Genomic DNA, 20,293 nt, shown 5'->3' with positions numbered 1-20,293 from the left:
CGAAGCTAGGCGGTGAATTTCTATACCGTTACAAGGTGGCCTTTCATCATCTACCACTTGCTTTGCTTGAATAGTACAGCTTTTATCCGCTTTGGCTAAAATTATTCATCAGTATTGATGCAGCTATAGCTGCATTTAATGATTCGATTTCTCCATCCATTTTTATGGAAACAAAATCATCTGACAAATCTTTTAAAGACTTGCTTATTCCATTAGCCTCGTTTCCTATGGCTAATATTATTTTATCACAAGATTTAAAATAATCTACTGATTTTCCATCCATATCAGCTAAAATCAGCTTATAATCTTTATTAATTAAATCTTTTACATCTTCTAATTCTAAATCAATAAAATTTAACCTAAAAATAGACCCCATGCTAGCCCTTATAGTTTTTTCATTGTATAAATCTACACAATTATTTAGAAAAATTATATCTTTAAAAGAAAAAGCCTCAGCACTTCTAATTATGGTGCCAAGATTTCCCGGATCTTGCATATGATCTAAAAGTAATACCTTCTTTGAAGAAATTTCTTTTTTATCTTTCATTTTTAAAACAGCTGAAACTCCCTCAGGATTTTCAAGCAAAGATAGTTTATCAAATAAATTATTTGAAAAAACTATCTTTTTAAAATCAGTTTTATAATCTTTCATATCCTCGTTTACAAAAATAAATTCACATTCAAAATCTTCTGGGATTTGGTCAACTATTTTTATAGACTCAACTATGAAAGATTTAAACTTTTTTCTGTATTTCTTCTTTTTAAGTTTATTTATATACTTATATTTTTCGTTAGATTCTGATTTTATTATCATTAAGCTGCTTGGTTAGCAATCTCTACTAATTTTGTAAATTCTTCTGGGTTTGATACAGCAATTTCTGCAAGCATTTTTCTGTTGATATCAATGTTTGCTTTTTTAAGATTTCCCATTAATTTTGAATAGCTTGTTCCATTTGCTCTTGCTGCTGCATTTATTCTTGCAATCCATAATTTTCTGAAATCTCTTTTTCTTCTTTTTCTTCCAATATAAGCATATTGTAAAGATTTCATTACTGCTTGGTTTGCAGTTTTGAAAAGTAATGATTTTGAACCGTAGTAACCCTTAGCTTGTTTAAGAACTTTTTTATGTCTTTTTTTAGCGTTTAATGCTCTTTTAACTCTTGCCATTATTTCCTCCTATTAGATGTTTAATAATCTTTTGATGTTTTTAGCATCACCTTTTGCAGCTATTGTTGATTTTCTTAATCTTCTTTTTCTAGCTGGTGTTTTCTTAGCAGTAAGGTGTCCCTTGTAAGCTTTATGTCTTTTTATTTTTCCACTGCCTGTTACTTTAAATCTTTTTGCAGCTGCTCTTTTTGTTTTGATTTTATTTTTAGCCATTTTATTCCTCCTAATTTTCTTCGGTATTTGGTGAGATAAATAATACTAGTGATCTTCCTTCCATTGCTGGTTTCTTATCAACTTGTGCACAATCTCCTACAAATTCCATAAATTTATCTAATAAATCATAGCCTAAGTTTTTATGACCCAATTCTCTACCCTTAAATCTTACAGAAACTTTAACTTTGTCGCCATTGTTTAAAAATTTCTTTGTATGATTAGCCTTGGTTTCAAGATCATGGTCTTCTATATTTAAGCTAAATCTTGTTTCTTTTGTTTGAGTTGTTTTTTGTTTTTTCTTATTTTCTTTAGCTTTTTTTTCTTGTTCATATTTGAACTTTCCATAGTCCATTATTCTTGCAACTGGTGGCTTAGCATTTGGTGACATCAAGACTAAATCAAGATGTTTATCATAAGCTCTATCTAAAGCTTCATTTTTTGATACAACACCAATTTGTGATCCATCTTCGTCTATAAGTCTAAGCTTATTGTCCCTTATTTCGTCATTAATTCTTAAATCTTTTATAATCTTACCTCCAAATATTCGCATAAAAAAATGGGTACTCAAAGTACCCATAAAATTTACAATATAATTAGAAATATTCTAATAGAGATTGTAACCTGAAAACTAAATGTCGGCAGGTGAGTATCGGGTACTTCTTTAACTCTCTTTTGCTATGATACAAGAATTTTCTTTTTTTGTCAAATTTTTATTTTCTATCATTTATTATTCTTGCCATCTCTACACCAGATGCTGATGCTTGGGATAGGGAGTGAGTTACTCCTGATCCATCACCAAGAACAAATAAATTATTTTGACTTGTTTCAAATTCTTCATTTACTTCTACAACTGAGTTATAGAATTTAACTTCTATTCCATATAAGAGTGTATCATCATTTGCCATTCCTGGTGCAATTTTATCAAGAGCATAAATCATTTCTATTATATCGTCCAATTGTCTTTTTGGCATAACTAATGATAAGTCTCCTGCTGTTGCATTTAAGGTTGGTCTTAGGAAAGATTTTTTCATCCTTCTTTCTGAAGATCTTCTTCCTTTAACTAAATCTCCAAATCTTTGCATCAAAACTCCACCACCAAGCATATTTGAAACTTTAGCTATAGATTCTCCATATTCATTGGAATCTTTGAATGGTTCTGTAAATCTATTTGTAACCAAAAGGGCGAAGTTTGTATTTTCTGTTTGAAGTTCTGGATTTGCGTATGAGTGACCATTTACAGTTATAATTCCATTTGTATTTTCTGTTACAACTTCACCGTATGGGTTCATACAAAAAGTTCTTACCAAATCATTGTATTGTTTTGTTTGATATACAATTTTTGCCTCATAAACTTTATCTGTTATGTGTTTAAAAACTTCTGCAGGTACTTCTACACGAACTCCTATATCTACTCTGTTTTTTTTCATTTCGACATCAAATTCTTGGCAAGTTTCTGAAATCCATTTTGATCCAGATCTTCCTGCTGCAAGAACTAAATACTTACATTTTATTGTTTCGTCCTTGTCAGTTTTTACAAAGTAATACCCATCTTCAAAATCTACACTTAAAACTTTTGTCATAAAGTCAAAATCTATTGTATCTTTTACATAATCATAGATTTTTTGTAAAATTTCCCTATTTCTTTCTGTACCAAAGTGACGAACTTTTGCTGTTAATAAGTGAAGGTCATTTTTCAAACACTCTCTTTTTAAATCAGTATTTTCTGTTGAATAAAGTGTGGCATCTCCCTTATCAAAATCCATCAAAACAGAATCAACATATTCCATTAATTCTAAAGCTTTCTTTTCTCCAATATAATTATGTAAATCTCCACCAAAATTTGTTGTTATGTTATATTTTCCATCAGATAAGGTTCCTGCTCCACCAAATCCATACATTATATTACAAGGTTTACATCCGATACAAGAATCAACTTTTCCTTCTGAAATCGGACATCTTCTTGCCTTAACTTTTCTTCCTTCATCTATTACACAAACTTTTTTGTCAGAATTTAATTTAGTAAATTCGTAGGCCATAAAGGATCCACTTGCTCCACTACCTACTACAACAACGTCATATTCTCTCATAATAATCCTTTCTTTTTTAACATACATAATAATTATAGCATTTTAAAAAATAAAAATGAAATTTTCCTATTTTTTTTACATTTGTGATATAATTTATAGAAATTTATTGCTTTCAATCGGTCTTGGGACCTTTGCTTATATTTTTTTAATCCAATACGTTTTTATTTAGCTTTTTTTTCCTTGTTTTTATAGACCAGCTGATATATAATTAGTAAAAATTATAAATAAATATAGAAAAGAAAAAAGGGGAAAGTAATGAGTAAAGATTTTTCAATTACAGGTAACAAGGCAATTTTAAATTTGTCTGAACAATTTTTTAATGATGTAAATGAACTTTTAAATAGTGATTCTTTTTTAGATTTGACAAAATCATTTATAAATTATCATAAAAAAGAATCAACCAGGGTCTACGCCTACATAGAACAATTTTTCATAAATTCTTCAGTGGATTCTCTTGCAAAAGAGCTAACTGATATTTTAAAACTTCTAACTGTTATGAATATCGATGAAATTTCATCAAAAATAAATAAGTACCACAATTTGAATAAGGAAAAATACGGCTTATTAAAAATAGTTGAGGAATTTTATAATTATTGGAGAAATTTAGAAAGATATTCCATAATCGAACAAAAGGAAGATGCTAGGGGTGTTGGGGTTGTAAATTTTGTTGAAATTAATGAAAAGTTAAAAAATATGATCCTTCAAGCTTATAGAAGGATTGAAATGAGCATTTTGGGAGAATGGCCAAAGGTTTATAGACAAGTTCCAGCTGCTGCTGATGCTTCTATTATGATTAGAAATTTTAACAAAAAATATCCAAAAGCTTATGAGTTTTTAAATGATGTTTGTTTTATAACCCAAGTTATGATTGAAACTCCATACATAACCTATACAAAATCCAATAAAAGGGACGGGGTTTTTGAGGAAGTTTATGAAAATCCTATTTTAAAAACAAAATTAATCCAAAACATTTTTTCTGCTATCCTGCTAAGGTAGGAGATAATTTGATTTATATTTATTTTCACAGGGACCTATTAACTCACGGAGTTTCTGCATCCAACCTTTTTGAACTTGCAGATGTAGATGAAATAGAAAATAAAAAACCTGATGCTATTTATGTTTACGGACCAAAGGATAAGGGAAATAAGAAGAATTCTTTTTATTATGATGAGGAAAATAAATTATATGTAGGATATATTGCCTATTGTGAGAAAATTGATTATTTCGGCTATTTAAAAAAAATGGTACTAACTTTAAATAATGTTATCAATATTAAAAAAGGATATTTACCAATTCACGGGGCAGGTCTTTCAGTAGTTTTGCAAAATGGTAAGACTGTAAATATTGTAATTCTTGGTGATAGCGGGGCTGGAAAAAGCGAATCAATAGAAGCTTTTAGGTCTCTTGCTAAAGATTATATAAAGGAAATGACCATTGTCTTTGATGATATGGGATCTTTTAGGATTAAAAATGGAAAAGTTTATGCTTACGGAACAGAAATCGGTGCCTTTGTAAGGCTTGATGACCTTGATGCAGGCTATGCCTTCAAACAAATCGACAGGTCAATTTTTATGAATCCAGATAAAATTAATTCTAGATTAATTATGCCGGTTGCAACCTTTGATGAAATTAATTTAGGTTATCCTGTAGACTTCTTCTTGTATGCAGACAATTATTCAGCAGTTTTAGATAATTGCAACTCAATAGAACTTTTTGATAATAAAAAAGAAGCCCTAAGAGTTTTCAAAAGAGGAGCAAGACTTGCCAAAGGAACAACAACAGAAAAGGGCCTTGTTCAAACATATTTTGCTAATCCATTTGGACCTGTTCAAAAAAGAGAAGAATGCGATAAATTATTAGATAAGTATTTTGATAATCTATTTGAAAATGAAATTAAGGTTGGAACAATTAAAACCCAATTAGGCCTTGACCATATGCAATTTGAAGGACCAAAATCTGCCGCAATCGAGCTTTTTGAATTAATTAAAAAAATGTAAAATCTTTTATAAAAAAATAGCCCCAAAATTAATTGGGACTCAGACTGTTGACAAAGTATACAAATCCTCATGCTAAGAATATCATACGAAAAAAATTGATTTAATTTCAAATTTAAAAATTCGTCAAAAATCGCACTGTTCGAGCGTTAGCGAGTTTGCAATTTTAGAATTTTAAATTTAGAAATCAACAATTTTTGGAGTTAGATATTCGTGCTTGAGGGTTTGTCTACGCTCTGAGCCCCAAAATTAATTGGGGCTATTTTTTAATTTATTTCATCAATAGCTTCTTTTATAAGTCTTGGGGAAATTTTACATTTTTCTTCACTTACTGCACAAAGAGCAAACCTTAGTCCTTCTTTGTTTGCAACTATATACATATCTTTTTCTTTTAATTTTTCAGAAACTTTCTTTGAATTTTTACATGGAACAGAAATGAAAAATCCACCAAAATATGGAAGGCTAACAAGGCCAACTTTCTTTGCATTTTCCACAAAGGCCCTTGCCCTTTTTTCAAGCATAATCCTATAAAATTCAAGCTCATCAGCATAAGATTTTTTCTTTTTCTCATCTTTTTCAATATCAACCAATATATTCATCCCTGCATGGGTAATATTTGACCAAATTGCCCTGTTAGAATGTTTCATTGAGTCAAAAAGGCTATCTGCAATTTCTTCATTTGAAGAAACAATTATACAAGCACCCGACCTTAAACCATAGGCAGTATAAGATTTACTCATAGAATAAGCAATACATGTAATTATATTTTCCTTTAATGACCCAAACTTTTGGAAAAATTTCTTTTGACTTCCATCACCTGCAAATTCAATATAGGCAACATCCAACAAAATACTAATAAATTTACCCTCAACTGCCCTTTGGTCTATAATTTTTAAAATTTTATCCCACATAGAATCACTAATTGTAAAACCGGTAGGATTATTTGCTGGTGAATTAAACACACACAAAACCCTATCCCTTTTTTCCAAAGCATAATCCAAGGCTTTTGTAAATTCTTGTAAATTAAATTCATAATTTTTATCCAAAAATTCATAATTTAAAAATTCTCTATTATACTCCTCGCACATGGTTTGGTAAGCTGGCCAATACCAATTTGGACAAATAACATAATCTCCCTCATCCAAAAGTGACCAAAAAGTATGTCTTACCGCCCCACTTCCACCAGCTGTTGCAATAGATCTAATATATCCATCAGGCCTATAAGGACCAAAACATTTATCAATTAATAAACTTAGAAAATCTTTATCGCCCTCTATGGCCCCATAGCTTGCTATGTCTTTTTTATCCATATTTTTTAAGGTATCATAAACACTATCAAAGGCAATAATATTTCCATCATCATCAATTAAGGTTCCAAGGGTAGAGTTAATTACCTTATCCCTACCTTTTTTTTCTATTGCCTTCTTACACTCGCCGCTAATCTTGAAAATTTCATCTTCAAGTCTAGGCCATTTTGCATGGTCTGCTATAATATTTTTTCCCATAATTTTCCCCTTTATTTTTCATTATTATTTAAAATATTGTATCATTTTTTATTTATTTTTGAAAGTAAAAAAGATTGCTTAATTTATTATAAATTAGTAAAATGTTTGTAAGGAGGATGTTATGGATGAAAAATTAAAGCAAGATAAAATAAATAAGCTATCTAGACTATCTTATGAGGTTACACAAAATGCTTGTACAGAAAAACCTTTTTCTAGTGTTTATGATGATTTTTATAAGGATGGTATATATGTAGATATTGTAAGTGGAGAAGTTTTATTTTCATCTTTAGATAAGTTTGATTCTGGTTGCGGCTGGCCTTCTTTTTCAAAGCCACTAGAAGATAATATAAAAGAAAATGAAGATTTATCTCACGGCATGGTAAGAACTGAAGTAAAATCCAAAAAAGCAAACTCACACCTAGGCCACGTTTTTAATGATGGACCTAAAGAAATGGGAGGATTAAGGTATTGCATAAACGGTGCAAGTTTAAAATTTATCCCAAAAAAGAAATTAAAAGAAGAAGGATACGAAGAATATCTTTATTTATTTGAATAAATATTAAAAAAAGCAGAAAATTTATTTCTGCTTTTTTTTATTCGTATGATCCTTTTTTTAGGATTTTTTTATCTTTTTTCATAAACTTACCTTCAGAAATTACCCCGTCAATATCTAAATTTTTATCCAGTAAAAGTAAGTTTGCTATATAGCCTTCTTTAATAAATCCAACTTCCTTGTCAAGCTTTAATACTTTCGCAACGTTAGATGTAAAAGGCTTGATTGCATCTTCTAAATTTTCTCCATCAGCTACAATTTCTTTAATTGCCTTTATTCCAGTATCAACTGGTGAGTATCCAATTTCTATTAGATTTCCTTCATCATCATAATTTGACCATGAACCAAATCCATCTGATGAAAAGGTAATTTTATCTAAAACATTTTTTTCCTTTGCCATTTTATAAGCCAAGCTATCTGGGAAATCTTTATTTATTCCTGAAGTTAAATCTATATAGCCACCATTTTGAGCAAATTCTAAGGCCTCAGCATAGAGTTTTTTATCCCTATTTACATGGGTTGGCCTAAATACTGTAATAGGTAGATTTGAATATTTTAGGGCATCATTAATTTGATTAAAATAAAATTTTCCACTTCCCATATGAATTGTTACATGGCCACTTTTACCAGAAATCATTCCAGCAACCCTTGCTTCTGCCCCAATTCTTTGTAGCTCTTTATAATCAAGGCAAGAGTCCCTGTGATCATTTGCTGCAATTTTTACTCCTATAAGTTGATTTACAAAAATTATATCTTTTTTTATAGATCCAGTAATAGTTGGTGATGGATAAGCGTAAGATCCTGTTAAAGAATATGTTTTTATTCCTTCATTTGTTAGGGCCAATGATTTTGCCACAAGATTTTCTACGCTTCTTGTTTCAGAATCTGTTCCCAAAAGTCCAACTACAGTTGTTATTCCTGCCTCAATTAATTTTGAAAGGGTAATCTCTGGTACCCTTGTTTCAAATCCACCTTCTCCACCACCACCGGTTATGTGGATGTGTTGGTCAATTAATCCAGGTATAAGAGTTTTCCCTCCTCCATCATATATTTCATCAAAAGGATAATCACAATCTCCTTCAAATATTTTTTCTATTTTTTCATTGGCTATCAAAATATTTTTCAATTCATTATTACCAAGGATTTTTACATTTTTAATTAAAATCATACTTTTTCACCTTCTGCTATTAAAAATTCTTCTTTTTCTTTTTCATTTATTTTAGTAATTCCAATTCCTGTAAAGGCCAAAATTATGGCAAATACTATTCCCATATAATTTAAAACTGCCCAAGGTAGATAGGTCAAAGTATCTACACCAAGAGTTGCTGCCATGTAGGCACCAGCTGCAGACCAAGGAATCAATGGAACTAATACTGTTCCAGAATCTTCAAGAGTCCTTGATAAGTTTTTAGGATGAAGATTTCTTTCAAGATAAACTTTTCTGAATAATTCTCCAGGAATTAAAATTGAAAGGTAAGAATTTCCTGTTACAAAGGCAACTGTAAAACATGAAGCTATTGTTGATAATATTACTCCAAAAGTTGTCTTTACCCTTGTCAAAATTGCATCCAAAACAACATCAAGCATACCAGATGTTGACATAACTCCAGCAAATCCCATAGAACAAAATACCAAAACTGTTGTTGTAGTCATGGAAACTGCCCCACCTCTGTTTATTAGAGTTAAGATATCATCAATAATTTTTCCATCAAATCCTGTCATCTCTACATTAAATCCATTAATCATAGAAATAAATCCATCTTTTAAGCTAAATCCTTGAACAAAAATTCCGATTACAACTGATACCAAGGAGTTTACAATCATGGTTGGTAGGGTTGGAAATTTTAATACTGATCCGATTAACATAAATAAAACAGGTAGTAGTAAAATTATATTCCAATTATAAATTCCAGAAAGTTGGCTTTGAATAATTTTTACAGATTCAGTGCTTGCTCCTGTTGATTTTGAAGAAATACCAACAATTAAATATACTATTATCGAAACAATAGCTGCAGGAACAGTTGTATAAAGCATGTGTTTGATGTGATCATACAATTGTGATCCTGCTGCAAGAGGAGCTAGGTTTGTTGTATCTGAAAATGGTGATAATTTATCTCCAAAGTAAGATCCTGCTACAACTGCCCCTGCAGTTACGGCTAAGTTCATACCAAGTCCTTGTGAAATTCCCATAATAGCAACACCAATTGTTCCTGCAGATCCCCATGATGTTCCTGTAACTGTAGATAAAACTGCAGTTATTAAAAAGGCACTTACATATAAAAATCTTGGGTTAATAATTTGAACACCATAATAAATAATCATAGGAACAGTACCTGAAAACATCCAAGCCCCTATCAAAAGTCCTACTGACCACAAAATTAAAGTAGCAGGAAGGGCTGATGCGATTTTTTCTATAATTCCCTTTTGTAATTCTTCCCAGGTGTTGCCCAATTTTATTGCTATTATACTTGCAATACTAGCACAAATTAATATTATTGGCTCTGCCCTTAATTTTAAAAATCCTACTCCAATTGTAAGAAGCACAATCATAATAACCAAGGGCGATATCGCCTGGAATGTCGTCGGTTTAACTTTCTTTTTTTCCATTTTTTATTCCTCCACTAATTTTTTTATCATTTTAAACTATTATATAATAAAACCAATCTATACGTCAAACAATTAAAACAAAAAATTAATTTGTTATTTTTTATCTTTTTATTTATACTTGCTGAATTTTTATAAAAATAAAAAACCACCAACTTATAAAAAGTCAGTGGTTAGATAAAAAATTATTATTTTTGAGAAATTCCTTCTTCTCTTGCACATTTTGCAACAGCTTCTGCTACAACATCTGCAACTCCCAAATCAAACGCTGATGGGATAACATAATCTTCTGAAATTTTTTCGTCTGGAATTAAACTTGCTATAGCTTCAGCAGCTGCAACTTTCATTTTTTCTGTAATTTTTGTTGCATGAACTGATAGGGCACCTTTAAAAAGTCCTGGGAAAGCTAAAACGTTATTTACTTGGTTTGGATAATCACTTCTTCCAGTTCCAACAACTTTTGCTCCAGCTTCTTTTGCATCTTCATAGGTAATTTCTGGATCTGGATTTGCCATAGCCAAAACTATTGGATCACGTCTCATTGATTTTACCATTTCCTTGCTTACCTTATTTGGCACAGAAACTCCTACAAAAATATCAGCATCTGCCATAGCTTCTTCCAATGTGAGATCTTTATTTTCTTTATTTGTTTCTTTTGCAAGTTTGTTATATAAATCTTTTGAATATTCTTCTCCTTCTTTTAAGATTCCTCTTGAATTGAAAGCGTAAATATCGTTGATTCCAAAATCATTTAACATCCTTACAATTGATGAACCTGCAGCTCCTACTCCTGATATAACTACATTACATTCTTCAGGTTTTTTATTTACTAATTTTAAGGAATTTATTAAAGCTGCAATTGTAACTATAGCTGTACCATGTTGGTCATCGTGGAAAACTGGAATATCTAATTCTTCTTTTAATCTTGTTTCTATTTCTATACATCTAGGTGAAGAAATATCTTCAAGGTTTACTCCACCAAAAGTTGGTGCAACTTGTTTTACAAATTTTATAATTTCTTCAGTATCTGTTGTATCAATTACAAGTGGAACTGCATTAAGTCCACCAAATTTTTTAAACAAGCAAGCCTTACCTTCCATTACAGGAAGTGCAGCCTTTGGACCAATATCTCCAAGTCCCAATACAGCTGTTCCGTCAGAAATTACTGCTATTGTATTTGCTTTTCCAGTATAAATATAAGCGTCATCCTCGTTTTCGTGGATTTTTTTACAAGGTTCAGCTACTCCTGGTGAGTAAACTAAAGATAAGTCGTCTTTGTTTTCTAATTTTGCTTTTAATTCTGTTGAAATTTTTCCTTGTATTTCTTTGTGTAATTCAAGTGCTTTTTCTTTTACATTTTCCATTTTTCTCTCCTTATACCATTTTTTCTGGTTTTACTAATTCGTCAAATTCGCTATCTTTTAAGTAACCAAGTTCGTGGCTTGCTTCTTTTAATGTTAGATTATTATTAAAGGCATATTTTGCAATCTTGCTTGCCTTATCATAGCCAATATGTGGTGAAAGACTTGTCACAAGCATAAGTGAATTTTCTAGATTTTTTTTCAATATTTTTTTCATTAGCTACAAGGCCTTCTAATAATTTTTCCCTAAAACATTTTAATGACTTAGATAAAAGGGTAATTGAATTATCCATTGAATGAATTATTAAAGGCATGTAGGCATTTAGTTGTAATTGACCTTGAGTATTTGCCATTGATATAGCAAAATCATTTGCCATTATTTTTATACAAATCATAGTTATTGATTCAACTTGGGTTGGGTTTACCTTTCCTGGCATTATTGAAGAACCTGGTTCGTTAGCTGGAATTGTTAGCTCACTTATTCCACATCTTGGTCCACAAGATAAAAATCTTATATCATTTGCAATCTTATAAAGATCAGTTGCAAGAGCCTTTATTGTTCCATGAACATTTACTAGGGCTGATTTTGATGATAATTGGTAAAATTTATTTTCATCAGATTTAAATTCAAATTCATATAACTCTGAAAGCTCTTTTGCCATTTCATCACCAAATTCTTTTTCGGCATTTATTCCTGTTCCAACAGCAGTACCACCTATAGCAAGGTAGGTTAGCTCTTCTTTTACTTCTTCTAAAACTTTCAAATCTCTTTCAAGGCAAGTTCTCCATGCAGAAATTTCTTGAGAAAGTTTTACTGGTGTTGCATCTTGAAGGTGGGTTCTTCCAGTTTTAATAATATCTTTATTATCCTCTTCCAATTTTTTAATCGCCTCAATTGTTTTTGGCAATTCCTTCAATAATTTATCTGATAAATTCTTGTAAGTTGAAAGATGCATTGCAGTTGGAAAAACATCATTTGAAGATTGGCTCATATTTACATGGTCGTTTGGATGGATGATTTTTTCATTTTCATTTGCAATATGGCTTATAACTTCATTGACATTCATATTGGTTTGGGTACCAGAACCTGTTTGCCAAACTGTTAGTGGAAATTCTTCGTCAAATTCCCCTTTTAAAATCCTATCGCACGCATCTACAATCAAATCTTTTTTCTTATCATCTAATTTTTCTTCTCTATTATTTACAATAGCAGCACATCTTTTTATACTAGCTATGGCCATAATTTGGGAATGTGGCATTTTTTCAACTTCTTGAGGAAAATTTTCTAAAGATCTTTCAGTTTGAGCTCCCCAAAAATGATCAGCTGGAACATTAACGATTCCTAGAGAATCTTCTTCTTGTCTAAATTTCATTTTTTACCTCTTTTAAAATTCTTCTTTAGCATATTCTTTTAATCTATCAATAAAAATATTTGCTATTCTTTTTAATTTGTGATATTTACAATAATTTATCATGGTAGTTCTTGATGATAAACCTTCTTTTAATTTAAAATATATTAAATCATCCCTTTCTTCCTTTAACATTGATTCAGGAAGAATTGCAAGTCCAAAATTTTCCCTTACACATTTTTGAGCTATAAATATAGAGTCAGTTTCAAGTACTGTTTTTAAAGAGTTTTCTGTAAATTTATCAAGTTCTTGATATTGTAATACTAAATTTTGTCCCTTCTTCATTCTTATAATATTTTGACCTAAAAGTTTTTTTGACTCTACCCATTTAATTTGTCCTTTTCCCTTCAAATCTTTCTTTAAAGGATTTTTGGTCGACATGGCCAAATATACATTTTCCCTATAAAGGTTTATACTTTCTAAATCATCATATTTATCTGTTTCATAGGTAATTGCAAAATCACAAATTCCATTTCTTGCAAAACGATTAAGTTGATCTGTTTTAGCTTCAACAAGTTTGATTTTTATACCTGGATAATCCTTATTAAACTCATTTAAAATTTTAGATAGGAAAAAATAAGTTTGATAATCAGTAGAACCTATTGAAAGTTCTCCTATTTTCAACTTATTTATTTCTTCTATTTTTAAAAGAGTATTTTCTTTTAATTTTTCTATATCTTCAAGAGACTTTTTATATATAAGACCTGCTTCAGTAAGCTTCATAGGTTTAAAATCCCTGTTAAATATCTTAACTCCCAATTTTTTTTCAATCCTTATAATGTGTTGGCTTAAGGCTGATTGGGAAATATAAATTTTTTTTGAAGCGGAAGTTATAGATCCATATTTCAATATAGCTCTTATATATTCTAAGTCTATTTCTGACATATCTACTCCTAAATTTCAATATTTTTTTGAAGTTTTAGTCCTAATTTCAAACTTTCATTTACTAATTCTTTTTCACTATCAATAATAGGATAAGAATCTCTTTTTTCATCTTCACTATTAATATATGAAGCTTCAGTGCAGCCGATTATAATATAATCTGCTCCCTCTTCTAACATTTTATCCAGTATTTTGTGGTATCTTTTAAAATTTATTTGTCCACTTTCCTTAACATCCTTATAAAGGCAAGCATTAATATTTTCTTGAAGTTCTTTTGAGGATACTAAGGCTTTGTGGCCACATCTTTCTATTATATCTGTAAATAAGCGACTCTTAATAGTTCCTTCAGTTGCAAAGAGTCCTATAGTAGAAGGTTTTTTTAGCTCATTTAGCTTATTTTCAACAAGCTCAATCATATTTATAATTGGCTTTTTGGTAAGTTTTTGCAAATCATCATAGAAAAAATGTGCTGTATTACAAGTTATTACATAAAAATCTGGATTTAATTTATCAACACTTTCTACATCTTCTTTTAGAAAATCATAGGGATTTTCTTCTGATTTTTTTAATATGAAGGAGGTCCTATCGGGGATTGTAGCATGATTTAAAACCATATAATTTAAATATTCTTGATCCGAATTTGGTTTATAAGCCTTATTTAAATCATTTAAAAAATTGGTTGTTGCTAAAGTCCCCATTCCTCCTAAAATTACAAAGAAATTTTTCATAATTTAAAAGTTTACTTCTTCCATTTCTGGTTTTTCATCAGATAGGTATCTTTCTTTATCTAATAATTTTTCTGCTGTTGCTGATACGAAAGTTGAAACAACGTCTCCTGTTACGTTTAAAGCTGTTCTAAACATATCTACTATTCTTTCAACACTCATAATCAAACTTACACCTTCAACTGGAAGTCCTACTGATGATAGAACCATAGATAGCATTATCATTCCACTTCCTGGAACTCCTGCTGTACCAATTGATGATAAAACAGCTGTCAAAATAACTGTTACTAAGTTTCCAAATGTTAAATCTATTCCATAAGCATTTGCTATAAATATTACTGCACAACCTTGATAGATTGCTGTACCATTCATGTTAATTGTTGCACCAAGTGGAATTGTAAATGATGAAATTTCTCTTGGTACTCCTAGTGTATCGCATGATGATAGGGTTAATGGAATTGTTGCATTCGATGATGCTGATGAAAAAGCAAAGGTGTAAACCGGAAATACTTTTTTCAAGAAATGGCTTGGGCTTGTTTTTGATGTTAAGGCAATTAATGGTATATATGCTAAAACAATTAATATTAACATTGATCCTAAAACTGCTCCCAAGAAAGTAAGAAGTGGTCCTACTATTCCAAGTCCTATATCTGTAAATGTTCTAGCAATTAGTGCAAATACACCGATAGGTGCTGCCTTCATTACTAAAGCTGTAACTTTCATCATAAAATCATTTCCAACATTCATAAAGTCTTCTAATAATTTTAATTCTTGACCAAATTTTCCTATAACTATACCAGATAAAAATGCCCAGAAAATTACTTGAAGCATATCACCGTTTGCTAGTGATTCAATAGGATTTTTTGGGATAATATTTACCAAAGTTTCTATTAAGGTTGGAGCTTCTTCTGCCTCAGCTGCAGGTGCTGCTGACTTTGTAGCTTCAGCAAGGTTCATACCAACACCTGGTTTTAATAATTTTGCTAAAAATAAAGCTATAGCTATAGCAATGGCTGTTGTTATTAAATATAAAACTAAAGTTCTAACAGCAACTCTTCCAAATTGAGAAATATCTCTCATTTGCATAACACCAGTACCAATTGAGAAAAATACAAGTGGTACTACAAGCATTTGTAATAATCTAACAAAACCTTGTCCAAATAGGAAAAATACACCATCAATCAAAACAGATTTTTTAAAATATCCATCTGGAACTATATAATGAAGTGCAATACCTACTACAAGACCAATGAGCATTGAAAATAATATTTTTTTAGTTGGGCTCATTTTCTTTTTTCATTTGTAGTCATAAAATCCTCCTAATATTTATTTTTCATCCAATTTATCCTCTTCTAAGATTCCTGGTGTAATCATTTTTTTGAAGTCTAATATTTTATCAAGTTCATCTTCACCCAATAATTTTTCTTCAAGAACAAGTTCTCTTACAGTTTTTCCTGTATCTTGTGCCTTGTGGGCAATTTCGCTTGATTTTTCATATCCAATATGTGGAGCAAGGGCTGTAACAAGTCCTACACATTTTTCAACTTCTTCTAATAATAATTCCTTATTAGCTGTAATTCCATCAATACAATTAATTCTTAGAGTATAGATTGCACCCTTTAAAGCTCTTAGAGATTCAAAAAGTTTATAAAATATAACTGGTTCAAAAGCATTAAGTTCTAATTGTCCAGCTTCAACTGCCATAGTTACAGTAGTATCATTTCCACAAACTGCAAAGGCAACTTGGCTTACAACTTCTGGTATAACTGGATTAACTTTTCCTGGCATAATAGAAGATCCTGCTTGTCTGACAGGTAAATTAATATCACCAATTCCTGTTTGTGGACCTGAAGACATAAGTCTTAAATCGTTAGAGATTTTTGAAAGTGATACTGCAAAAGTTTTTAAAATTGATGATGCATATAAAAATCCATCCAAGTTTTGTGTTCCATCAACCAAATCTTCTGCTTGTTTTAAATCAAGACCTGTAACTTCTTTTAATACATCAACTATTTCATTTACATATGTAGCATCAGCATTAAGGCCTGTTCCAATTGCAGTTGCTCCCAAGTTTACACTTGACAAAGCCTCTATTGCCTTATCCATTCTTTCATAATCTCTTTTAATAACAGAATGATAAGCATTAAATTCTTGGCCCAAACTTATTGGAACTGCATCTTGAAGTTGAGTACGGCCCATTTTGTAAACATCTTTAAATTCTTTTGCTTTTCTTTCAAAAGATTCTAAAAGTTTTTCACATTCATCTTTAAGTTCCATAAAATATCTAACAAGAGCAATTTTTCCACTTGTTGGAATAACATCATTTGTAGATTGTCCTTTATTTACGTCATCATTTGGATGAACTTTATCGTAAACTCCAAGACCTCCACCAAGTTTTTCATTTGCTATATTTGCAATAATTTCATTAGTATTCATGTTATAACTTGTTCCAGCTCCGCCTTGGATTGGATCAACAATAAAATTATCCCTATACTCGCCTTCTAAAAGTTTTTCACAAGCATAAAGTATTGCATCTTTTTGATCTGTAGATATTAGGCCCAATTTTTCATTTTCAGTAGCTGCAGCTTTTTTAACCTCAACCATAGCATCTAAAAATTTATCATCAGCTTTAAGGCCTGTAATTGGGAAATTTTCTTCTGCTCTTTTTGCATTTGCACCATAATAAGCATTTTCTAAAATATCCATCTCACCAACAGAATCATGTTCTCTACGAAACTTAGTCATAATTTCCTCCATAAATTCACTTAATTATTTTGAATCCTCTTCAATTATAATAAATATTAGTATCTGTTTTCAAATTTAATTATATAGAAAACGTTTCTTTTAGTAAAATTATTAATTTATAATCAAAATCATAAGTTCAAACTTATAATATTAGTTTTTAAAGTATTTGGATTTACTAAAAACTAGAATTTTTTTCAAGAATTAAAAAATTTATAGTGAAAATGTTTTTGGTAAAAGCTTTTCCTAATAGATAAAATTATAACTAATTATTTTTATTTATTGCATTAAAATAATTATAAAAATACAAAACTTACAAAAGCAGATTAATTGAATTTTAAAAATAAGCACAAAAAAAGCACTCACTTTTGAGTGCTTAAATCTGGTGCAGGATAGAAGACTTGAACTTCCACGTCCTAAAATCGGACACAAGATCCTTAGTCTTGCGCGTCTGCCAATTCCGCCAATCCTGCAAGCTACCCTTATATAATACCAATATATGATAGCTTTGTCAATTTTTTTATAAAACTTTTGATAGAAATTCCTTACTTCTTTTTTCTTTTGGATTTTCAAAAAATTCTTTTGGATTTTGGGATTCTTCTACTATTTCCCCATCATCCATTATTATTATTTTGTTTGAGACTTGTTTGGCAAATTCCATCTCGTGAGTTACTATTGCCATTGTCATTCCATCGTTTGCTAAATCTTTCATCAAATCTAGTACATCTTTTACCATTTCTGGATCAAGGGCACTTGTTGGTTCATCAAATAAAATCAAATCAGGTTCCATCATTAGGGCTCTTATTATTGCTATTCTTTGTTTTTGTCCACCAGAAAGTTCTTTTGGATATGAATTTTTTTTATCTGATAGGCCAATTTTTTCTAACAAGTCTAGAGCTTTTTTTTCTGCCTGATTTTTTTGCATTTTTTTTGTATTTAAGGGTGCAACTAATAGGTTTTCTAATATGGTCATATTTGAAAAAAGATTAAATTGTTGAAAAACCATACCTACTTTTTCTCTTAGTTTGTTTACATCAAGCTCATCTATATTTTTATTTTCAAAATAAATATTTCCACTTGTTTTTTTCTCTAGTTTGTTTAAGGTCCTAAGTAGGGTTGATTTTCCTGATCCTGATGGTCCAATTATTGCAAGTATATCGCCCTTATTTATTTCTAAATCTATTCCCTTTAAAACTTCTTTTTCTTTGAAAGATTTTTTTTAAATTTTCTACTTTAATCATGGGCCATCCTCTCTTCTAATTTTTTAAATATTTTTTCAAGTAATAAGACAACTAGTAAATATATGAGCGCTGCTGCAAGATAGGGAATTGCTGCTGAAAATGTTCTTGATATTATTATTCCAGCTCCCCTTGTCAAGTCTACTAGGCCAATAAATCCTGAAATTGATGTTTCCTTGAATAAGGTTATAACTTCATTTCCTAAGGCTGGTAGGGAATTTTTCATAGCTTGAGGTATTACAACAAGTTTTGCTGTTTTTTCATAAGATAAGCCCAAGCTTCTAGCAGCTTCAATTTCTCCCTTATCAACAGAGTTTATTCCACCCCTAAATACTTCTGACATATAGGCTGATGAATTGATTGTAAATGTTACAACAGCTACCAAAAATAAGGAGTCTGTGTTTGCCAAAATTACATTATATATAATAAGAAGTTGGATTGTTGAAGGAGTACCCCTTACTATTGTTACAAAAATATTTAAAATTTTTGAAAGGATTTTTATTAATGTAACTTTTAATCCCTTATCGTTTTTATCCAAATTCTTGTCATAATCTTTGATTATGGCTATAGTCATACCAAAAATTAGGGCAAGAATTAAAGAAATTAGGGTAACTGATAGGGTAGTTTTTAAACCATCTATCAAATACTTGTAATTATTATCTTGTATTAAATTCTTTTCTATTGCTTGTAAAAAACTTTGCATTTTTTATTTATCCATGTATTTTTCAAAAATTTTGTCAATTGTTCCGTCTTTTTTAAGCTCATCAATAGCCTTGTTTACTTCTTCTAATAATTTGTCGTTTTTCTTATCAAGGGCAATGGCATATTCATCTTTTGCTAATTCTTTATCCAAAACTTTTAAGTCTTTGTTTGCAGCTGCAAATTTTTCTGCTACTTGATCGTCAAGTACAACTGCATCAACCTTATCATTGTTTAAAGCTACGATTGCATCCATGTTTTTGCTAAAAGATTGAACCTTTTCTTCTCCATAAGTATCCTTAGCTGCGGCTTCACCAGTTGAACCAAGTTGGCTTGCAACTTTTTTTCCTTTCAAATCTTCTGGATTTTTGAAAGAAGAATCTTTTTTAACAATAACTTTTTGGACAGATTTTCCATAAGTATCTGAGAAATTTACATTTTTCTTACGGTCTTCATTAGCAGTAATTCCTGCAATTCCTCCATCAAGTTTGCCTGATTCTATTGATGCAATAATAGATGAGAAGTCCATATCTTTGATTTTAACTTCCACGCCTAGTTTTTTTCCAATTTCTTGTGCAATCTCAGCATCAATCCCTACAATTTTATTGTTATCATCAAAAAATTCGTATGGTGGGAAATCAGCACTTGTTCCAAGATCTATTACCCCATCGCTTACAATCTCTGATGAAACTTTCTTGTTTGAATTATTTGATAGGTCACTTTCGTTTGAATTACCTTTTTGATCTTTTCCTGAACATGAAACTAATAAAGTAGTAGTTACAAAGGCCAACAATATTTTCTTTAAATTTTTCATTTTTTCCTCTTTTCTTTTTTTAATCTAAATTAAGCAAATAAATATTACCGAAAATTAAAAAAATCTCCGTCCCAAAGGGACGAAGATCGCGATACCACCCAAATTTTTCTATTTTTTACAAAACAGAACTCAATAAGTACAAATTATACTCTTACTCTGTAACGGGAGTTCCCGTATGGATTTTTTACTTCCACATGCTCCAAGTTTCTCTTCATTTTGCTTCCACTTATCCTCTTACACTCTACAGGATTCGCTTTAAGCTTTCACAAAACTACTCTTCTTTTCGATGCATTTATTTAC

At 30.4% G+C, this 20,293-nt stretch carries 18 protein-coding genes, 1 tRNA gene, 2 pseudogenes and 1 other annotated feature; of the genes and pseudogenes, 3 read left to right on the top strand and 18 right to left on the bottom strand.

All coding sequences use genetic code 11. The features are described 5' to 3' along the window. Window positions 1–82: 82 nt before the first annotated feature. The 5 genes from ANHYDRO_RS08325 to ANHYDRO_RS08305 all read right to left on the bottom strand — a co-directional run bounded on the left by ANHYDRO_RS08325 (window position 83) and on the right by ANHYDRO_RS08305 (window position 3,467). Window positions 83–814 carry a TrmH family RNA methyltransferase gene (locus ANHYDRO_RS08325; RefSeq protein ID WP_004815627.1) on the bottom strand — a complete coding sequence of 244 codons (732 nt, stop codon included), beginning with the start codon at window positions 812–814 and terminating at the stop codon, window positions 83–85. Next, complete coding sequence (gene rplT, locus ANHYDRO_RS08320) at window positions 814–1,167, bottom strand: 50S ribosomal protein L20 (protein ID WP_004815624.1); 354 nt, start codon at window positions 1,165–1,167, stop codon at window positions 814–816. Before rplT ends, ANHYDRO_RS08325 begins: the two co-directional genes overlap by 1 nt. A gap of 12 nt (window positions 1,168–1,179) precedes the next feature. Next, window positions 1,180–1,380 (bottom strand): 50S ribosomal protein L35, encoded by a 201-nt coding sequence (gene rpmI, locus ANHYDRO_RS08315; protein WP_004815623.1) that lies wholly within the window; start codon window positions 1,378–1,380, stop codon window positions 1,180–1,182. A 10-nt stretch (window positions 1,381–1,390) separates the two neighbouring features. Further along, on the bottom strand, window positions 1,391–1,930 hold the full coding sequence (gene infC / locus ANHYDRO_RS08310; RefSeq protein WP_039914480.1) for a translation initiation factor IF-3: 540 nt from the start codon (window positions 1,928–1,930) through the stop codon (window positions 1,391–1,393). Window positions 1,931–2,090: 160 nt separating this feature from the next. Continuing rightward, window positions 2,091–3,467, bottom strand: coding sequence for an NAD(P)/FAD-dependent oxidoreductase (locus ANHYDRO_RS08305; RefSeq protein WP_039914478.1), 1,377 nt, complete (start codon window positions 3,465–3,467; stop codon window positions 2,091–2,093). A gap of 255 nt (window positions 3,468–3,722) precedes the next feature. On the opposite strand from ANHYDRO_RS08305, the gene ANHYDRO_RS10920 reads away from it, so the two are divergent. Next, window positions 3,723–4,463 (top strand): hypothetical protein, encoded by a 741-nt coding sequence (locus ANHYDRO_RS10920; RefSeq protein WP_004815617.1) that lies wholly within the window; start codon window positions 3,723–3,725, stop codon window positions 4,461–4,463. A gap of 8 nt (window positions 4,464–4,471) precedes the next feature. After that, window positions 4,472–5,464 carry a hypothetical protein gene (locus tag ANHYDRO_RS10915; protein ID WP_004815616.1) on the top strand — a complete coding sequence of 331 codons (993 nt, stop codon included), beginning with the start codon at window positions 4,472–4,474 and terminating at the stop codon, window positions 5,462–5,464. A gap of 263 nt (window positions 5,465–5,727) precedes the next feature. On the opposite strand, the gene ANHYDRO_RS08295 is transcribed toward ANHYDRO_RS10915, so the two are convergent. Then, a complete protein-coding gene (locus tag ANHYDRO_RS08295) occupies window positions 5,728–6,966 on the bottom strand; it encodes a pyridoxal phosphate-dependent aminotransferase (RefSeq protein ID WP_004815613.1) in 1,239 nt (412 codons plus the stop codon). Window positions 6,967–7,087: 121 nt separating this feature from the next. Here ANHYDRO_RS08295 and msrB point away from each other — a divergent pair, with 121 nt between their 5' ends. Further along, on the top strand, window positions 7,088–7,522 hold the full coding sequence (gene msrB, locus ANHYDRO_RS08290; protein WP_004815610.1) for a peptide-methionine (R)-S-oxide reductase MsrB: 435 nt from the start codon (window positions 7,088–7,090) through the stop codon (window positions 7,520–7,522). Between the two features lie 37 nt (window positions 7,523–7,559). Here msrB and iadA read toward each other — a convergent pair whose 3' ends face one another. From iadA to ANHYDRO_RS08230, 12 genes and pseudogenes are all read right to left on the bottom strand, one after another. Next, complete coding sequence (gene iadA, locus ANHYDRO_RS08285; protein WP_004815607.1) at window positions 7,560–8,687, bottom strand: beta-aspartyl-peptidase; 1,128 nt, start codon at window positions 8,685–8,687, stop codon at window positions 7,560–7,562. Further along, window positions 8,684–10,126 carry a Na+/H+ antiporter NhaC gene (gene nhaC, locus ANHYDRO_RS08280; protein ID WP_004815606.1) on the bottom strand — a complete coding sequence of 481 codons (1,443 nt, stop codon included), beginning with the start codon at window positions 10,124–10,126 and terminating at the stop codon, window positions 8,684–8,686. The genes iadA and nhaC overlap by 4 nt, the downstream gene beginning before the upstream one ends. A gap of 185 nt (window positions 10,127–10,311) precedes the next feature. Continuing rightward, window positions 10,312–11,487: an NAD(P)-dependent malic enzyme gene (locus ANHYDRO_RS08275; protein ID WP_004815603.1), complete on the bottom strand. Its 1,176-nt coding sequence runs from the start codon at window positions 11,485–11,487 to the stop codon at window positions 10,312–10,314. A 10-nt stretch (window positions 11,488–11,497) separates the two neighbouring features. Next, window positions 11,498–12,857: pseudogene (locus ANHYDRO_RS08270) on the bottom strand (class II fumarate hydratase). A gap of 12 nt (window positions 12,858–12,869) precedes the next feature. Further along, complete coding sequence (locus ANHYDRO_RS08265) at window positions 12,870–13,778, bottom strand: LysR family transcriptional regulator (RefSeq protein WP_004815600.1); 909 nt, start codon at window positions 13,776–13,778, stop codon at window positions 12,870–12,872. An 8-nt stretch (window positions 13,779–13,786) separates the two neighbouring features. Beyond that, complete coding sequence (locus tag ANHYDRO_RS08260; RefSeq protein WP_004815599.1) at window positions 13,787–14,503, bottom strand: aspartate/glutamate racemase family protein; 717 nt, start codon at window positions 14,501–14,503, stop codon at window positions 13,787–13,789. Window positions 14,504–14,506: 3 nt separating this feature from the next. Further along, complete coding sequence (locus tag ANHYDRO_RS08255; protein WP_004815597.1) at window positions 14,507–15,787, bottom strand: dicarboxylate/amino acid:cation symporter; 1,281 nt, start codon at window positions 15,785–15,787, stop codon at window positions 14,507–14,509. A gap of 39 nt (window positions 15,788–15,826) precedes the next feature. Then, window positions 15,827–17,245 (bottom strand): aspartate ammonia-lyase, encoded by a 1,419-nt coding sequence (locus ANHYDRO_RS08250; RefSeq protein ID WP_039914474.1) that lies wholly within the window; start codon window positions 17,243–17,245, stop codon window positions 15,827–15,829. Window positions 17,246–17,625: 380 nt separating this feature from the next. Then, window positions 17,626–17,715, bottom strand: a tRNA-Leu gene (locus ANHYDRO_RS08245). A gap of 47 nt (window positions 17,716–17,762) precedes the next feature. Beyond that, a pseudogene (locus tag ANHYDRO_RS08240) lies at window positions 17,763–18,483 on the bottom strand (amino acid ABC transporter ATP-binding protein). Further along, entirely contained in the window at window positions 18,476–19,183 is a 708-nt protein-coding gene (locus ANHYDRO_RS08235) for an amino acid ABC transporter permease (RefSeq protein WP_004815590.1), read from the bottom strand. The pseudogene ANHYDRO_RS08240 and the gene ANHYDRO_RS08235 overlap by 8 nt, the downstream one beginning before the upstream one ends. A 3-nt stretch (window positions 19,184–19,186) precedes the next feature. After that, on the bottom strand, window positions 19,187–19,993 hold the full coding sequence (locus ANHYDRO_RS08230) for a transporter substrate-binding domain-containing protein (protein ID WP_004815589.1): 807 nt from the start codon (window positions 19,991–19,993) through the stop codon (window positions 19,187–19,189). Window positions 19,994–20,065: 72 nt separating this feature from the next. Next, window positions 20,066–20,289: a binding site (T-box leader), on the bottom strand. Window positions 20,290–20,293: the final 4 nt, after the last annotated feature.

Origin of the sequence: Anaerococcus hydrogenalis DSM 7454 (assembly GCF_000173355.1) — a bacterium.
Classification (GTDB): domain Bacteria; phylum Bacillota; class Clostridia; order Tissierellales; family Peptoniphilaceae; genus Anaerococcus; species Anaerococcus hydrogenalis.
Note: the sequence above shows the minus strand (reverse complement) of the source record. Positions and strands in the feature narration are given on the sequence as shown.

Excerpts from the sequence above, each read along its gene's own strand:
- ANHYDRO_RS08255 (WP_004815597.1), bottom strand. The coding sequence starts at position 15,787 with ATGAGCCCAACTAAAAAAATATTATTTTCAATGCTCATTGGTCTTGTA.
- ANHYDRO_RS08260 (WP_004815599.1), bottom strand. The coding sequence starts at position 14,503 with ATGAAAAATTTCTTTGTAATTTTAGGAGGAATGGGGACTTTAGCAACA.
- rpmI (WP_004815623.1), bottom strand. The coding sequence starts at position 1,380 with ATGGCTAAAAATAAAATCAAAACAAAAAGAGCAGCTGCAAAAAGATTT.
- rplT (WP_004815624.1), bottom strand. The coding sequence starts at position 1,167 with ATGGCAAGAGTTAAAAGAGCATTAAACGCTAAAAAAAGACATAAAAAA.
- ANHYDRO_RS10920 (WP_004815617.1), top strand. The coding sequence starts at position 3,723 with ATGAGTAAAGATTTTTCAATTACAGGTAACAAGGCAATTTTAAATTTG.
- infC (WP_039914480.1), bottom strand. The coding sequence starts at position 1,930 with ATGCGAATATTTGGAGGTAAGATTATAAAAGATTTAAGAATTAATGAC.
- ANHYDRO_RS08230 (WP_004815589.1), bottom strand. The coding sequence starts at position 19,993 with ATGAAAAATTTAAAGAAAATATTGTTGGCCTTTGTAACTACTACTTTA.
- ANHYDRO_RS08265 (WP_004815600.1), bottom strand. The coding sequence starts at position 13,778 with ATGTCAGAAATAGACTTAGAATATATAAGAGCTATATTGAAATATGGA.
- msrB (WP_004815610.1), top strand. The coding sequence starts at position 7,088 with ATGGATGAAAAATTAAAGCAAGATAAAATAAATAAGCTATCTAGACTA.
- ANHYDRO_RS08235 (WP_004815590.1), bottom strand. The coding sequence starts at position 19,183 with ATGCAAAGTTTTTTACAAGCAATAGAAAAGAATTTAATACAAGATAAT.
- ANHYDRO_RS08275 (WP_004815603.1), bottom strand. The coding sequence starts at position 11,487 with ATGGAAAATGTAAAAGAAAAAGCACTTGAATTACACAAAGAAATACAA.
- ANHYDRO_RS08325 (WP_004815627.1), bottom strand. The coding sequence starts at position 814 with ATGATAATAAAATCAGAATCTAACGAAAAATATAAGTATATAAATAAA.
- nhaC (WP_004815606.1), bottom strand. The coding sequence starts at position 10,126 with ATGGAAAAAAAGAAAGTTAAACCGACGACATTCCAGGCGATATCGCCC.
- ANHYDRO_RS08305 (WP_039914478.1), bottom strand. The coding sequence starts at position 3,467 with ATGAGAGAATATGACGTTGTTGTAGTAGGTAGTGGAGCAAGTGGATCC.
- ANHYDRO_RS08250 (WP_039914474.1), bottom strand. The coding sequence starts at position 17,245 with ATGACTAAGTTTCGTAGAGAACATGATTCTGTTGGTGAGATGGATATT.
- iadA (WP_004815607.1), bottom strand. The coding sequence starts at position 8,687 with ATGATTTTAATTAAAAATGTAAAAATCCTTGGTAATAATGAATTGAAA.
- ANHYDRO_RS08295 (WP_004815613.1), bottom strand. The coding sequence starts at position 6,966 with ATGGGAAAAAATATTATAGCAGACCATGCAAAATGGCCTAGACTTGAA.